Below are 15,092 nucleotides of genomic sequence, written 5' to 3'. Positions count from 1 at the left end.
TTATTCCAAGCCGTTAAGTCAGCTTTCCGGCGGCTGCCGGAGGCGCGAAACCGCTTTTATTCGTTGGTCACCGCCTCGATCTCGGTCAACGAGGTCAAGCCCGCCTTGACCTTCAGCAGGCCGGCGTGGCGCAAATCCACCATGCCCTCCTTGCGCGCCAGATCGGCGATATCGATGGCGGTGCCGTTCTGCATGATCAAACGCGTCATCGCGTCGGTGATGGGCATCACTTCGTAAATGCCGGTGCGGCCGCGGTAGCCGGTATTGCGGCACTCCTCGCAGCCCACCGGCGCATAGGGCTTCCAGCTGCCGTCCAATTCCTCTTTCTTGAAACCCGCCCGCAACAGCGCCTCTTCGGGAATGTCCGCCGGCTTCTTGCAATGCGCGCACAAACGGCGCGCCAGGCGCTGCGCCATGATCAGCAGCACCGAGCTGGCGATATTGAACGGCGCCACCCCCATATTCAGCATCCGAGTCAAAGTCGCCGGCGCGTTATTGGTATGCAGGGTGGAGAACACCATGTGACCGGTCTGCGCCGCCTTGATCGCGATGTCCGCCGTTTCGAAGTCCCGGATCTCGCCCACCATGATCACGTCCGGATCCTGGCGCAGAAAAGCCTTCAGGGCCGAGGCGAAGGTCAGCCCGGCGCGCTCGTTGACGTTGACCTGATTGATGCCCGGCAGGTTGATTTCCACCGGGTCCTCGGCCGTGGCGATATTGATGTCCGGCTTGTTCAGCAAATTAAGACAGGTATACAGCGACACCGTTTTACCGCTGCCGGTGGGGCCGGTCACCAGCACCATGCCGTAGGGGCGCCCGATCGCGTCCAGCAACAAACGTTTCTGCTCCGGCTCGAAGCCGAGCTGCTCGATATCCAGATTCGCCGCCGACGAGTCCAGGATACGCATCACAATCTTTTCGCCGTACAAAGTGGGCAAGGTGCTGACCCGGAAATCGATCGCCCGCGCCTTGGAAATGACCAGCTTCATCCGGCCATCCTGCGGCACCCGCTTTTCCGAAATATCCAGCTTGGAAATCACCTTGATCCGGGAAGCGATCTTTTCCTTCAACACCAAGGGCGGCTGCGAGATCTCCTTCAACACCCCGTCCACCCGGTAACGAATGCGGTAGAACTTCTCATAGGGTTCGAAATGGATATCGGACGCGCCGCCATTGATCGCGTCCAGCAACACCTTGTGGATGAATTTGACCACCGGCGCGTCGTCGACGTCCGGCTGCGCGCCGGTATCCGCCGGCGCGTCCGGATCGGCGAATTCGAGATCGCCAAAATCTTCGTTTTCCAGGGCCTTGATCGCGGCGGTAGCGTCCTCGCCGTACTTGCCGAGCATCTTGCCCAGCTTGTCGTCCTCCACCACCACCACTTCCACCGTCATCCCGGTCTTGAAGGTGATGGCGTGATAGGCCGAGGTCTGAGTCGGGTCCGAGGTGCCGACATACAGCTTGTTGCCGCGCTTGAGCAGGGGCAGCAAGCGCCGGCTGGCGATCAGCTCGTCATCCACCACGCCCTTGGGCAACTGATCGAGATCGATGGCCGACATGTCCAATAAGGGATAGCCAAAGGTCTTGGACGCGAACATCGCGACATCCTGCGCCGTCATCTTCTTGCTCTGAATCAGCTGCTCGACAAAGCTGATATGCGATGCCTGAGACTGACGCAGAATGGCGTCCGCATCCTGCTGCAACAGCATATTGTTTTGCACCAAGGCCCGACCCAAGCCGGAAATGCCAGCCGAAGCTTCCATACGCTTGCAACTCACCAGTAAACAGATTTGAGGACACCGCGCGACGCTCCCGTGCCAGAGCCCGCCGCCTTCAAGACAGCCGCACTACCGTTACAACATTATATGCAAAATGCGGATGCTGCTTTGACTTAAATCCCGGCGCCGCTGGATAGGTCCGGCTTAGCGCCAAAACAAAAAGGACTGCCGAAGCAGTCCTTTCAAGGTGGTACTCAAGTGCGCTTAGAAGCGGTGCACCAGACCCAGGCCGAAGGAGTTTTCCTTGTCCAAAGCACCGTCTTTCCACTTCACGTGACCGTAGGAAGTGTAAACCTCGGTACGCTTGGACAAAGCATAGTCCAGAGCCAAGACAAACTGATCGTAGCCGGACTTGTCGATGGTATTGCCGTTCAAGCTGGCGTCATACCCTTTGACATAGGAGAAGTACGGAGTGAAGGCGCCAAAAGTGTAACCAAGAGTCAAAGCGAGTTCTTTGGTTTTCAGCTTAGCCCCATCAATCTGAGCTTGGGTCGCGCCAGTTGCCAATGCCGCAGTGTTATAACTGGAACTCAGCGACCCGTTATAGAAGGTGCCGAAACCATAACCCTGAATCTGCTGATAGCCCAAAGCGGCGTAGAGGTTGTTGGCCATATAACCGGCCTCAAGACGGTGCCAGTCTTTGGCGCTAGCAAGCTTGCTGGCATCGTTCCAGTTCTGGTAGTTGTACTTACCGAAGAAACCGGAGTTTTCGTAGCTCAGACCCAGGTTCCAGGTCTGGTTATTGGTAGTGGAGCCGCCAACAACCTTGCGGGTTTCATCGGTGCCGTACAACAAGGCAAAGCTGAAACCATTCCAGTTCGGGCTATCATAACGGACCGCGTTAGTCACACGATCATCCAGACGGGTAAACATCCCCAAGCCGCCAACGCTCTGGTTGCTATAGTAACCAGGGTCAACCTGCTCCATCATATCGTTGGCGTAATTGGACAGTTTGCCCAAGCGAATCTTACCCCAGCTGTCGCCGGCCAGACCGATGAAACTGTCACGAGTAGCAAAGCCATCAGAGCTCGGCTCGTTAGCAGTGCCTTTAGTGCCGTCGATGTGCACGCGGCTTTCCACCTGCCAGATCGCCTTCAGGCCATTGCCCAGATCTTCGTTGCCCTTGAAACCGATGCGCGAAGTCCAGTCATTGATCTCGGAGCCGCCTTGCAGCTTGCCGTTGGCATCAAGGTTGATCGTGGAGCTGTAAGATTTGTTGTACTCGTAACCACCACGGATTTCACCGTAAACGGTAACGTCGGCCATTGCGGCGGCGGCCGGCATCAGGGCGGCGATTGCAAGAGCGATATGCGTCTTGTTCATTGCAGTTCCTTTCAAGTCAGTTGATATTGTCCTGTTGATTTCGCTAGTTCTAAGGCCAGAGAACCCGGACATTTATGTGTCGCCGATATGCTTCGGTGATCGCTAGGCTCAATATAAGACCGACGTTGCGAAAAAACAAAAACAGCATGCACTTCCAACAAAAAAGCACTCAAAAAAACAACACATGCATCACAAACCCTTGTTTTACATGAACACCAGACTGAAGCGCCACCAGCCATGAGATGCAATTACGCAACACAAGCAGCAACTTAGTGCAAAAAAGCAACAAACCACAAAGCATAAAATGGACCATCCACTGTCAGACAATCAAACCATGACGAGCTTACCCATGAGCAAGGTTTCGCTTTACTGGCTCAGGCGCGACTTGCGCCTGGAGGACAACCACGCTTTGCAGCAAGCGCTGGCCTCGGGCCGCCCGGTGCAGTGCGTCTTTGTTTTCGACAGCAATATTCTCGACACGCTCTCCCCCGCCGACAGACGCATCGGCTTCATCTGGCAATCCTTGCGGGAAGTTCAGACGTCCCTGCGCGCAGCGGGCGGGGAGCTATGGTGTGCGACAGGGCCAGCGCAAGACATCATCCCGAGGCTGGCGGCGCAGCTAGACGCCGAGGCCGTTTACGTGAACGAGGATTACGAGCCCTATGCGCGCCAGCGAGACCAGGTGGTTGCCCAGACTCTGGCAACAATGGGCAAGAGCTTGCTCTCATACAAGGACCAGGTCATTTTCGCCAGGGACGAGCTGCTCACCTCCAGCGGCAAACCCTTCACCGTGTTTACCCCCTACTGCAATGCCTGGCTCAAAAGACTGAGCCCACAGCACAGCCAATCGCTGACCATGCCTTCGCTGGCGGGCCGCTTGCGCCCGCCAGCGGGCACGCCGGCTATGCCCGACCTGGCGGAATTGGGCTTCGCCCAGGCAGAACCCTGCTTGCTGACCCCCGGTGCCTCCGGCGCCCAAGAGCGGTTCGCCGATTTCTGTCAGCAACGCATCCAACGCTACCATCAACAAAGGGACTACCCCGGCGTAAAGGGCGTGTCCTATCTGTCCACCCATTTGCGCTTCGGCACCATCTCGATTCGCCAACTGGTGCAATTCGCCAGTTTCGACGGCGGAGAGGGCGCGATGTGCTGGCTGAAGGAGTTGATCTGGCGAGAGTTTTATCAGCAGCTGCTATGGCACTTCCCCAATATCGCCGCTCACAGCTTCAAGCCGCAATACCGAGACCTTCCCTTTCCCAACCGCCGGGACTGGCTGGAAAGCTGGCAAAAAGGACTAAGTGGTTATCCATTGATTGATGCGGCCATGCGACAACTGAACCAAACCGGCTATATGCACAACCGGCTGCGCATGATCGCCGCCAGTTTTCTGGTCAAGGATTTGCTGATTGACTGGCGTCTGGGCGAACGCTATTTCGCGGAGAAGCTGCTGGACTTCGATCTGGCCTCGAACAACGGCGGCTGGCAATGGGCGGCCTCCACCGGCTGCGACGCGCAACCCTATTTCCGCATCTTCAACCCGGTGACGCAATCGCAGAAATTCGATCCGGACGGCCGCTTCATCCGTCGCTACGTGCCGGAGTTGGCCGCGCTCAGCGATCAGGCGATCCACGCCCCCTGGCAGGCCAAGGCGCTGCCGGAAGGCTTCGTGCTGGGCCGGGACTATCCACGCCCCATCGTCGACCACGCCGAGCAAAGGCAATTGGCGCTGGCTCTGTTCGGCAAGCAATGAAAAACGCCCGCATCCGCGGGCGTTGTTTCCAGCAAACCATTGACGGGTAAACGTCAGGGCTTTTTCTTGGCCGCCGGTTTGGAGGCTTCTTTCTTGACGCCGGCCACCGGTTTGGCCGCAGCGGCGGCGGGCTTGGCGGCGGCGGCGGGTTTGGCCGCGGCTTTCGGCGCGGCGCTGGAAGCGCCGCTGACCGCGATCTCGCTGCGCAGTTTTTCCAAGGTCTTGTCGCCAATCCCGCTGACGTTTTTCAGATCGTCAACGCTCTTGAACGGTCCGTTCTTGGCGCGATAATCCACAATGGCCTTGGCCTTGACTGGGCCGATTCCGTTCAGCGCCTCCAGCTCCTGCTGGTTGGCGGTATTAATGTTGACGGCGGCGAAAGCGGTGCCGCAAATCAGCATCAGGGCGGCAAACAGGGCTAACAATTTTTTCATCATTGATCTCCTTGTGAGACAGGACTGGCAACCTCAACCGCGTTGCAGGATCAATTCTATGACGACCTTGCTGCCAATGTAAGCTAGCGCCAAGGACAGGAAGCCGGCCAAAGTCCAGCGAATCGCCACCCGGCCGCGCCAGCCTTGCAACTTGCGGCCGATCAACAGGCCGCCGAACAATAGCCAGGACAACACGGCGAAGATGGTCTTGTGCGTCAGCGCCGCGGCATGTCCCAACACTTCTTCGGAAAACACCACGCCGGTCAACAAGGAAACCGTCAGCAGCAAGAAGCCGACGCCTATCACCTGGAACATCATTTTTTCCAGGGACAGCAAGGGTGGCAATTGCTTGACCAGCGGAGAGGCCCGTTTATCGTGCAGGGCTTTCTCCAAAAACAGCATCAGAATGGCGATCAGCGCGCCGATGGCGAACAGGCTGTAAGCAAACAGGGAGACCAGGATATGCAGCACAAAAGCCGGATTGCTCAGGTCTTGAACCACGTGCTGGCCGGGGAACAGCAGGGCGAAACCCAGCGCGGCCATCGCCAGCGGCATCATGAACAGCTGCAGGCCTTCCACGCGATAGAAGAAGCTGCAAGTCCAATAAATCAGCAGCATGATCCACACCATCACCGACAGCGCGCGGCCAACCCCCAGGGACAGCAAAGCGCCCTGAGTCAGCGGCAACAACACCGCAATCGCCTGCAGCAGCAGCAGCACGCCCAATAGGCTGTGTTCCAGCCGCGGCTTGCGCGGCCAGCACGCCAGGCCGCGCCAGTTGGCGAAGTAGTGCCAGCTGAAAACCCCGTAAGAGAGGATCAGCGCAATAGAAAGTACGAGCAGGAAACGAGTCATGTCGGGTGTTTTATCAAAACCGGGCGCAGCCCCGGCGGCTCGTGGTAAAATCGATAGTTTGAGAGTCTACACCAACCGGCAAGCCGTTGGCAGAAGTAAGGACGCACCATGCTAGACAACCTGACCAGCCGCCTGTCCGGCGTGATGAAAAATCTGCGCGGCAATGCGCGCTTGACCGAGGCCAATATCCAGGACGCGATGCGCGAAGTGCGCATGGCCCTGCTGGAGGCCGACGTCGCCCTGCCCGTGGTCAAAACCTTTATCGCCCAGGTCAAGGAGCGCGCGCTCGGCCAGGACGTGGCCGGCAGCCTGACGCCGGGCCAAGCCCTGGTGGGCGTGGTCAATGAGGAATTGACCAAATTGATGGGCGAGAAGAACGACGCCCTCAATCTGGCCGCCGTGCCACCCGCCATCGTGCTGATGGCCGGTCTGCAGGGCGCCGGCAAAACCACCACGGTCGGCAAGCTCGCCAAGCTGTTGAAAGAGACCCAGAAGAAAAAAGTGCTGGTCGTCTCCGCCGACGTTTACCGCCCCGCCGCCATCGAGCAGTTGAAACTGCTGGCCCAGCAGGTCGGCGTCGAATGGTTCCCGTCCTCCGGCGACCAGAATCCGGTCGATATCGCCCGCGCCGCGGTGGATCACGCCAAGCGCCACTTCTTCGATGTGCTGATGGTGGATACCGCCGGCCGTCTGGCCATCGACGAGGCGATGATGGCCGAGATCAAGGCGCTGCACGCGACGCTGAATCCGGTGGAGACCTTGTTTGTCGTCGACGCGATGCAGGGCCAGGATGCGGTCAACACCGCCCAGGCTTTCAATGAAGCGCTGCCGCTGACCGGCGTCATCCTCACCAAGATGGACGGCGACTCGCGCGGCGGCGCCGCGCTGTCGGTCCGCCACATCACCGGCAAGCCGATCAAATTCATCGGTGTCGGCGAAAAAGTGTCCGGCCTGGAACCCTTCCACCCGGACCGGATCGCCAGCCGGATTTTGGGCATGGGCGATGTGCTGTCGCTGATCGAGGAAGTGCAAAAAGGCATCGATCAGGACGAAGCCGCCGCCATGGCCAAGAAGTTGAAGTCCGGCAAGGGCTTCGACCTTGAAGACTTCAAGGCCCAGATGCAGCAGATGAAGAAAATGGGCGGCATGAGCAATCTGCTGGAGAAAATGCCGGGGCAACTGGGCCAGATGGCCAAGGGCGTGCAGGGCGCGGAGGCGGAGAAAGCCATGCGCCGCATCGAAGGCATCATCAACTCGATGACGCCGCAAGAGCGCCATAAGCCGGAATTGCTCAAGGCCAGCCGCAAACGACGCATCGCCGCCGGCGCCGGCGTGACGGTGCAGGAGGTCAACAAGCTGCTGAACCAGTTCGAACAGACTCAGAAAATGATGAAGCAGTTCTCCTCCAAGGGAGGCATGATGAAAATGCTTCGCGGCATGAAGGGCATGATGCCCGGCATGTAAGCTGAAACGGGTGCCTGGCACCCGTTTTTCTTGATGTAAAAGGATTTCGATGTCGCTCGATGTTGCCGTTCTGACCGATTCGCGCCTGCTGCCGCCTGACGACGGTGACTGGTACCGCCGCCAGGTTCATCATGAAGACGGCCTGGTGCTGGCGGCGCTGCAGCGCCAGGGCTTGCGCGTCCGCCGCCTGGCCTGGGACGATCCGGACATGGACTGGGCCGACTCGGCTTGCGCGCTGTTCCGCACCACTTGGGATTACTTCGAGCGCCTGCCCGCGTTTTCCGACTGGCTGGCGCGCGCGGCCGCTCAAACCCGCCTCTTCAACGAGATTGAGCTGATTCGCTGGAATCTGGACAAACACTACCTGTCCGAGCTGCAACAAAACGCTGTTCATACGGTGGACACGCGCTACATTGAGAAAGGCGCGCCGCAAACGCTGCGCCAGTTACTGGAAGAGCGGAACTGGGACGACGCCATCTTGAAACCGGCCGTCTCCGGAGCCGCCCGGCACACTTATCGCGTCGCCCCGACAAACGCGGAATCGCTGGAATGCGTATACGCCGAGCTGATCCAGCAGGAGACCATGCTGCTGCAGCCCATGCAACACAATGTGCTGAGCCAGGGAGAATTGTCCCTGATCGTCATCGACGGCCGCTTCAGCCACGCCATCCGCAAAACGCCGAAGTCCGGCGACTTCCGCGTGCAAGACGATCACGGCGGCCAGGTTCACCCGCATCATGCCGACGCGCAAGAGATCGCTTTCGCCGAAGCCGCCGTGCGGGCGGTCCCTTTCGACGTGCTGTACGCGCGCGTCGACATGATTCGCGACAACCATGACCGCCTGGCGGTCATGGAGCTGGAAATGATTGAACCGGAGCTGTTTTTCCGCTTCCGACCGCAAGCCGCGGAGGAGTTGGCCGCGGCGCTCGCGCGCCGTCTGCGCTGAGCAATGAGCGATTTTGTACCGCAACCCGCCAGAACACCGGCAACCCACGTTTGGAACTACCCAGCATGAACCTGACCACGCTGACCGCCCTAAGCCCCCTGGATGGCCGCTACGCCGGCCAAGTCGAGGCCTTGCGCAATCTGTTTTCCGAGTACGGCCTGATGAAGTTCCGCATCAAAGTGGAGCTGGAATGGCTGAAGATGCTGGCCGCCGAGCCGGGCATCGAGGAAGTGCCTTCCTTCTCGGAGGCCACCATCCGTGAAATCGACGACGTGATCGCCAACTTCAACGTGCAACACGGCGAAGAAGTCAAAGCCATCGAGGCGCGCACCAATCACGACGTGAAAGCCATCGAATACTGGCTGAAGGAACGCCTGTCCGGCAATCCGGAAGTGATGGCGGCCAGCGAGTTCATCCACTTCGCCTGCACCTCCGAAGACATCAACAATCTGTCACACGCGCTGATGCTGAAAACCGCGCGCAACACCGTGGTGCTGCCCGCGATCGACGAAGTCATCCACAAGCTGCAAAAACTGGCCCACGAACTGGCCGACACCGCGATGATGTGCCGCACCCATGGCCAGCCTGCGACCCCGTCCACGATGGGCAAGGAGTTGGCCAATACGGTCTACCGCCTGAAACGTCAGCGCGAGCAACTGGTTCATCAGGAAATCCTCGGCAAGATCAACGGCGCGGTGGGCAATTACAACGCCCATCTGGTCGCCTACCCCGACATCGACTGGGAAAGCTTCTGCGGCCGCTTCGTCACCGGCCTGGGCCTGACCTTCAACCCCTACACCATCCAGATCGAACCGCACGATTACATGGCCGAGCTGTATCAGGTCCTGGCGCGGGTCAACACCATCCTGATCGACCTGAACCGCGACATCTGGGGCTATATCTCGCTGGGCTATTTCAAGCAAAAAGTGAAGAAAGACGAAGTCGGCAGCTCCACCATGCCGCACAAGGTCAATCCGATCGACTTCGAAAACGCCGAAGGCAATCTGGGCATGGCCAACGCCATCCTGGGCCACTTGGCGGAAAAGCTGCCGGTATCGCGCTGGCAGCGCGACCTGACTGACTCCACTGTGCTGCGCAATATGGGCGTGGGCTTCGGCTACACCATTCTGGGCCTCAAAGCCTGCCTGAAAGGCCTGAACAAGCTGGAAATCAATCCTCAGGCAATCGCATCCGAGCTGGACAATAGCTGGGAGCTGCTGGCGGAGCCGGTGCAAACCGTAATGCGTCGCCATGGCGTGCCCAACCCCTACGAGCAACTGAAAGAGCTGACGCGCGGCAAGGGCGGCATTACCCGTGAAACCCTGCATGCCTTCATCAAGAACCTGGAGTTGCCCGAAGCGGAGAAAGCCCGCCTGCTGGAATTGACCCCGGCCAGCTATATCGGCAAGGCCGCGGAACTGGCCAAGCGCATTTAATCTCGCCTGCGCGAGCAATAAAAAAACCGCCCTCACCCGGCGGTTTTTTTTATTCAACGACCATTTAAAAAAATAGATCGGCGCGAAAAACAAAAAACCCAGCTTTCAAAAGAAAGCTGGGTTTTTGAATTTGGTTGCGGGGGCAGGATTTGAACCTACGACCTTCGGGTTATGAGCCCGACGAGCTACCAGACTGCTCCACCCCGCGTCAGAGAGGTTGCATATTATACAAGCCAGCTTTGACTGTCAAGATATTTCTACCTTGAGCCAGTTCAGGCGCTCCAATTCACCCAGCCCAGCTGCCATGTCGCCAAGATCACCAAGCCAAAGACGATGCGGTACCAGGCGAACGCATTGAAATTATGGCTGGACACATAGCGGATCAAACCACGCACGGCGAAGAAGGCGCTGATGAAGGCCGCGACAAAGCCAACGCCTATCACCGGCACATCGGCGGCGGTGAATTGGTGCCAATGCTTGTACACATCGTAGAAGGTGGCCGCGAACATGGTCGGCACCGCCAGGAAAAAGGAAAACTCGGTGGCGACCTTGCGATCCAGGCCAAACAGCATGCCGCCGATAATGGTGGAGCCCGAACGCGACGTGCCGGGCACCATGGCGAACACTTGGGCACACCCCACTTTCAAGGCGTCCTGCCAGCTCATTGCGTCCACGCTGCTCACCCGCGGCACGCGCTGTTTGCGCTCAACCAGCAGAATGATGACGCCGCCCACCACCAGGGCCAGCGCCACCGTCACCGGATTGAACAAATAGTGCTTGATCGCCTTGATCGCGAAAAAACCGATGACCGCCGCCGGCAGGAAAGCCACCAGCAAATTACTGATGAAGCGCAGCGACTGGGCCTCCCGCCGCAAAGCCCCCTGCGCCACGCCCAGAAAGCGCTGCCGGTACTCCCAAACCACCGCCAGGATCGCGCCCAGCTGTATCACCACCTCGAACACGTCGGCATTGTTCTGAAAGTCGATCAGATCCCCGACCACGATCAAGTGCCCGGTGCTGGAAATCGGGAAAAACTCCGTCACCCCTTCGACAATGCCCAGCAATAAAGCCTTGGCCAACAGCATTACATCCATGTCCACCCATCCCCCATCAAGGATTAATACGCACAAAAGGCAGCCCCAGGGCTGCCTTCTTCACCAAGCGTCTTGCTCGATTCTTATTTTTTCTCGGCTCGGGCTTTGGCCACCAGCTCGTTGATCACCTGCACCATGCGCTCCGGCGCCACCGGCGTCACCACGTACTTGCCGTTGACTATCACCGTCGGGGTGCCCTGGATCGCGTAATCGCGGGTCATCTTGGCCGCCTTGGCCACCTGCGCGTTCACGCCGAAGGATTTGTACGCCTGCATCACCTTGGCGGCGTCAACGCCCTTCTGCTGCTTCAGCCAGTTGGCGAACACGCCCTCGTCCGACAGGTTGACGCGCGACTTCACCACGGCCTCGAAAGCCGGGCGATGCAGTTTTTCGTAAGTGCCGGAGGTCTTGAAGGCGGAGAACATGCGCACAAAGCCTTCCATCGACTTCTGCCACACGATCTGTTCTTTGGAGAAGGCCACGTCGGCGGGCTTGCTCTTCTCCCAGGCGCTCATCGCCGGCTCAAGTTCCAGGCAGTGAATGCAATGGTAGGAGAAGAACTCGATCACCTCGACTTTTTTCGGATCCGCCACCGGCTGCGGCGTCGCCAGCATGGTGTAATCCTTGCCCAGCTCAATCGCCGCGTTTGCCAAGCCGCTGAACAGCATCAACGAAAGCAATAACCACTTTTTCATTATCGATTTCCTAAATAGAGGAAGAGTTTATTCCGCCTTGACGACCGTCGCGCCAATGCCGTCCTGCTTCAACTGAGCCTTCACCCGATCCACCTCGTCCTGGCGGTTGTACGGCCCCACCCTGACGCGATGCACCAGCCCCTTTTCCGGCACAGTCACCGACTGGATTTTGGCTTCCACGCCCAGCAAGGCCAGCTTGGCCTTGAGGTTGTCCGCCTCGTCCTGATTCTGGAAGGATCCCAGCTGCAAGTAGACCTTTTTGGCCGGCTGCTGCGCAGAAGGTTCCGTCGCTTTGCCGTTCTTGCCGGGCACCGCATCCACCTGTCCTGGCAGGATCTTATAGAAATCAAAGCGTTGCTCGTCCTTGCCAGCGTCCTTGGCCGCCGGCGCGGCCGGGGCCGGCTTGGCTGGGGTTTCCGTCGGCATCGGCGGCGCAGCGGAAGGCGGCTCCTGAGCCGGCTTGACCGCCGGCGCCGGAGCGGCGGCGGTTTCCGAGGCGGCGTCGGCAATACGGGTGCCCGGCGCCAGCAGCTCCGTCGGCGGCGCGGAAGCGCCGGCCGCCTTGCGATCCAATTTCTCCAAGTTGCTGAACGGCGTAGAGGACTTATTCAGATACATGGCGAGGCCGACCGCGACGGCAATGCCGACGATCAGACCGATGACGATGCCCGCCACCATGCCGCCGCCTCCGCTTTTGGAGCTGGATGAGCGACCGCGGGAACCACGGGAGGAATTTTTTAAATCTCGATTTGCCATGCAGCACTTACGCTTTTAACTAATCAAATAGTTCAACAAACTATCTGGATTGATCAATTCTTTATTTATTGTTAGCCATTAGGCATTGCGGCGCGTCGTAATTGAATCGCCTGCAACACATGCTCCCGCATGACCATTGCCTGACCCTGTAAATCGGCAATGGTTCTGGAAACTCGAAGTATCCGATGATAACTGCGCGCAGACAAGCCGATCTTGTCCAAAACTTGCCGCAATAATGCCAGCGCCTCGGCATGAAAATCGCCAATCGCCTCCAGTTCGGCCCCGCTTAAGCCGGCATTCACCTTGCCCTGCCGGGCCAATTGCAGACGATACGCCGTCTCCACCCGTTCGCGCACCAAAGCGCTGGACTCGCCGACAGCCCCGCCCACCAACTGCTCCGCCGGCAAGGACTGCACTTCAACGTGCAAATCGATACGATCCAATAAGGGACCGGAGATTTTACCTCGATAGCGCCCCACTTGCTCGGGCGTGCAGCTGCATTTTCCGCTGAAATGCCCAAGATAACCACACGGACAGGGATTCATGGCCGCAATCAGCTGGAAGCGCGCGGGAAAACTGGCTTGGCGCGCGGCGCGCGAGATGTGGATCACCCCGGCCTCCAGAGGCTCGCGCAGCACTTCCAGCACCTTGCGATCGAACTCGGGCAATTCGTCCAGAAACAAAACGCCGTGATGCGCCAGGCTGATTTCTCCCGGCCGCGGATCGCTGCCGCCGCCCACCAGCGCCACCGCGGACGCGGTATGGTGCGGTGAGCGGAACGGCCTTACGCCCCAATCGTCCAGCGCGAAGCCGTCGGTCCCCAAGGAGCGCACGGCGGCGCTTTCCAGCGCCTCTTCGTCCGGCATGCCGGGCAAGATGCCGGGCAGACGCGCGGCCAACATGGATTTGCCGGTGCCGGGCGGCCCCATCATCAAAAGACTATGCCGTCCGGCCGCGGCCACTTCCAGCGCGTGGCGCGCCAGCGGCTGGCCTTTGATGTCTTGTAGATCGGGGTAGTCCGGGGCCGAACGAGGCAAACCGCCTTCTGGTCGATACGGTACCAGCTCGGAGAGGCCGTTGAGAAAGGCGCAGGCTTCCACCAGAGTGCTCACGCCGTACAAGGGCATGCCTTCCAGCACCGCGGCCTCCTTGGCGCTGGCCATCGGCAAGATGAAGGCGCGCCCCGCTTCCCGCGTCCGGCACGCCATCGCCAAGGCGCCGCGGACCGGCCGCAAGGCCCCGGTCAAAGCCAGTTCTCCCGCGATCTCATACTCCGCCAGACGGGGGCAACGCACCTGTCCGCTGGCCGCCAGAATGCCGATGGCGATGGGCAGATCGAAACGGCCGGAGTCCTTGGGCAGATCGGCCGGAGCCAGGTTGACTGTGATTCGCCGGGCCGGAAACTCAAAACCCGAGGTTAGAATCGCCGCGCGCACACGCTCCCGGCTTTCCTTCACCTCAAGGTCAGGCAGGCCGACAATGGTGAATGCGGGCAAACCGTTGGCCAGATGCACTTCCACCGCGACCTCGGGCGCTTCCAATCCTGCCAGCGCCCGGCTTGCCACCACGGCCAGCGTCATATCGCTAGGAGTGGCCGAGTTCTGATTGCGCTTCTACCGCGGCCTGCGTTTCCTCCGGGAATACCTGCGCCTCCAGGCGCGCCAGCTTCAGCTCCAGCTGCGCCAGCTTCTCCCGGGTGCGCACCAGCACCTCCTGCTGCACGTCGAACTCCTCGCGCGTCACCAGATCCATCTTGCTGAAGGTGGAGGCCATCATCGCCTTGACGTTTTTCTCGATGTCCTTGGCCGGGCTGGCGGCGATGGTTTCGCTGATCTTGTTGCCGATTTCCTCAAACAGCTTTTGGCTCAACATGACGCGGCTCCTTATGAGTAAGTGATAACAGTGCAGAGTGTAGCAAAAAGCCAAGTCCGCCACCCGCCGGCGCGCACCCGGCCTAGGGCGTGGCCAGGCCCCCTCCCCTGACGCCACAGTGCTTGCGGCACCAAATCAGTGCGGCCCGCCACGACCCCATGCACCGGGAAAGTGCCAAAACGGCCAGTACAGGCCTTTTTTGCGTTGCAACATGATCTTAGGGTTTTCTTTTGCGCCAATCAGGCCTGGCACGATTCATGCGTATCGACGCTACAGCAGCGCTCATCTCAAGCCACCGGATCATCAGACCCTAAGGAGCAGTCATGAAACTCGTTTCCGCCATCATCAAGCCCTTCAAGCTGGATGAAGTCCGCGAAGCCTTGTCCGCCATCGGCGTGCAAGGGGTCACGGTTACCGAAGTCAAAGGCTTCGGCCGTCAAAAAGGACACACCGAACTCTATCGCGGCGCCGAATACGTGGTGGACTTCCTGCCCAAGGTCAAGCTGGAGATTGCCATAGACGACGCTTTGCTGGATCAGGTGGTGGAAGCCATCGAAAAGTCCGCCCGCACCGGCAAGATCGGCGACGGCAAGATCTTCGTCTACGACCTGGAACAAGTGGTGCGCATCCGCACCGGCGAAACCGGCGCCGACGCGGTCTGAACCGCGATAGAGACACAGGGGAAACGA

At 59.4% G+C, this 15,092-nt stretch carries 14 protein-coding genes and 1 tRNA gene; 5 read left to right on the top strand and 10 right to left on the bottom strand.

Going from position 1 to position 15,092, the window contains the following annotated elements; genetic code table 11:
* Window positions 1-56: 56 nt before the first annotated feature.
* Window positions 57-1,763: a type IV-A pilus assembly ATPase PilB gene (gene pilB, locus QUG03_RS04250; protein ID WP_107800583.1), complete on the bottom strand. Its 1,707-nt coding sequence runs from the start codon at window positions 1,761-1,763 to the stop codon at window positions 57-59.
* A gap of 219 nt (window positions 1,764-1,982) precedes the next feature.
* Entirely contained in the window at window positions 1,983-3,101 is a 1,119-nt protein-coding gene (locus QUG03_RS04245; protein ID WP_500819470.1) for a porin, read from the bottom strand.
* Between the two features lie 349 nt (window positions 3,102-3,450).
* Here QUG03_RS04245 and QUG03_RS04240 point away from each other — a divergent pair, with 349 nt between their 5' ends.
* A complete protein-coding gene (locus QUG03_RS04240) occupies window positions 3,451-4,851 on the top strand; it encodes a cryptochrome/photolyase family protein (protein WP_500819469.1) in 1,401 nt (466 codons plus the stop codon).
* 53 nt (window positions 4,852-4,904) lie between these two features.
* Here QUG03_RS04240 and QUG03_RS04235 read toward each other — a convergent pair whose 3' ends face one another.
* Window positions 4,905-5,285 carry a ComEA family DNA-binding protein gene (locus QUG03_RS04235; RefSeq protein WP_107800586.1) on the bottom strand — a complete coding sequence of 127 codons (381 nt, stop codon included), beginning with the start codon at window positions 5,283-5,285 and terminating at the stop codon, window positions 4,905-4,907.
* Window positions 5,286-5,318: 33 nt separating this feature from the next.
* Window positions 5,319-6,140: a cytochrome C assembly family protein gene (locus tag QUG03_RS04230; RefSeq protein ID WP_107800587.1), complete on the bottom strand. Its 822-nt coding sequence runs from the start codon at window positions 6,138-6,140 to the stop codon at window positions 5,319-5,321.
* Window positions 6,141-6,248: 108 nt separating this feature from the next.
* On the opposite strand from QUG03_RS04230, the gene ffh reads away from it, so the two are divergent.
* From ffh to purB, 3 genes are all read left to right on the top strand, one after another.
* Complete coding sequence (gene ffh, locus QUG03_RS04225) at window positions 6,249-7,604, top strand: signal recognition particle protein (RefSeq protein ID WP_227104941.1); 1,356 nt, start codon at window positions 6,249-6,251, stop codon at window positions 7,602-7,604.
* A gap of 49 nt (window positions 7,605-7,653) precedes the next feature.
* The gene (locus QUG03_RS04220; RefSeq protein WP_500819468.1) at window positions 7,654-8,550 is read left to right on the top strand and encodes an ATP-grasp domain-containing protein; all 897 of its coding nucleotides are present in this window, start codon (window positions 7,654-7,656) and stop codon (window positions 8,548-8,550) included.
* A gap of 65 nt (window positions 8,551-8,615) precedes the next feature.
* Window positions 8,616-9,986, top strand: coding sequence for an adenylosuccinate lyase (gene purB, locus QUG03_RS04215; protein WP_107800590.1), 1,371 nt, complete (start codon window positions 8,616-8,618; stop codon window positions 9,984-9,986).
* A gap of 131 nt (window positions 9,987-10,117) precedes the next feature.
* Here the strand turns inward: purB and QUG03_RS04210 are convergent.
* The 6 genes from QUG03_RS04210 to QUG03_RS04185 all read right to left on the bottom strand — a co-directional run bounded on the left by QUG03_RS04210 (window position 10,118) and on the right by QUG03_RS04185 (window position 14,403).
* Window positions 10,118-10,194, bottom strand: a tRNA-Met gene (locus tag QUG03_RS04210).
* A gap of 64 nt (window positions 10,195-10,258) precedes the next feature.
* A complete protein-coding gene (locus QUG03_RS04205; protein ID WP_107800591.1) occupies window positions 10,259-11,080 on the bottom strand; it encodes an undecaprenyl-diphosphate phosphatase in 822 nt (273 codons plus the stop codon).
* Between the two features lie 83 nt (window positions 11,081-11,163).
* The gene (locus QUG03_RS04200; protein WP_500819467.1) at window positions 11,164-11,775 is read right to left on the bottom strand and encodes a thiol:disulfide interchange protein DsbA/DsbL; all 612 of its coding nucleotides are present in this window, start codon (window positions 11,773-11,775) and stop codon (window positions 11,164-11,166) included.
* 27 nt (window positions 11,776-11,802) lie between these two features.
* Entirely contained in the window at window positions 11,803-12,453 is a 651-nt protein-coding gene (locus QUG03_RS04195) for an SPOR domain-containing protein (protein WP_500819465.1), read from the bottom strand.
* A 149-nt stretch (window positions 12,454-12,602) separates the two neighbouring features.
* A complete protein-coding gene (locus tag QUG03_RS04190) occupies window positions 12,603-14,111 on the bottom strand; it encodes a YifB family Mg chelatase-like AAA ATPase (RefSeq protein ID WP_500819464.1) in 1,509 nt (502 codons plus the stop codon).
* Between the two features lie 4 nt (window positions 14,112-14,115).
* Window positions 14,116-14,403 (bottom strand): accessory factor UbiK family protein, encoded by a 288-nt coding sequence (locus tag QUG03_RS04185; protein ID WP_107800595.1) that lies wholly within the window; start codon window positions 14,401-14,403, stop codon window positions 14,116-14,118.
* Window positions 14,404-14,726: 323 nt separating this feature from the next.
* Here QUG03_RS04185 and glnK point away from each other — a divergent pair, with 323 nt between their 5' ends.
* Window positions 14,727-15,065: a P-II family nitrogen regulator gene (gene glnK, locus QUG03_RS04180; protein WP_043591378.1), complete on the top strand. Its 339-nt coding sequence runs from the start codon at window positions 14,727-14,729 to the stop codon at window positions 15,063-15,065.
* Window positions 15,066-15,092 lie beyond the last annotated feature (27 nt).

Source organism: Chromobacterium sp. CCUG 30098 (genome assembly GCF_059916605.1).
Note: the sequence above shows the minus strand (reverse complement) of the source record. Positions and strands in the feature narration are given on the sequence as shown.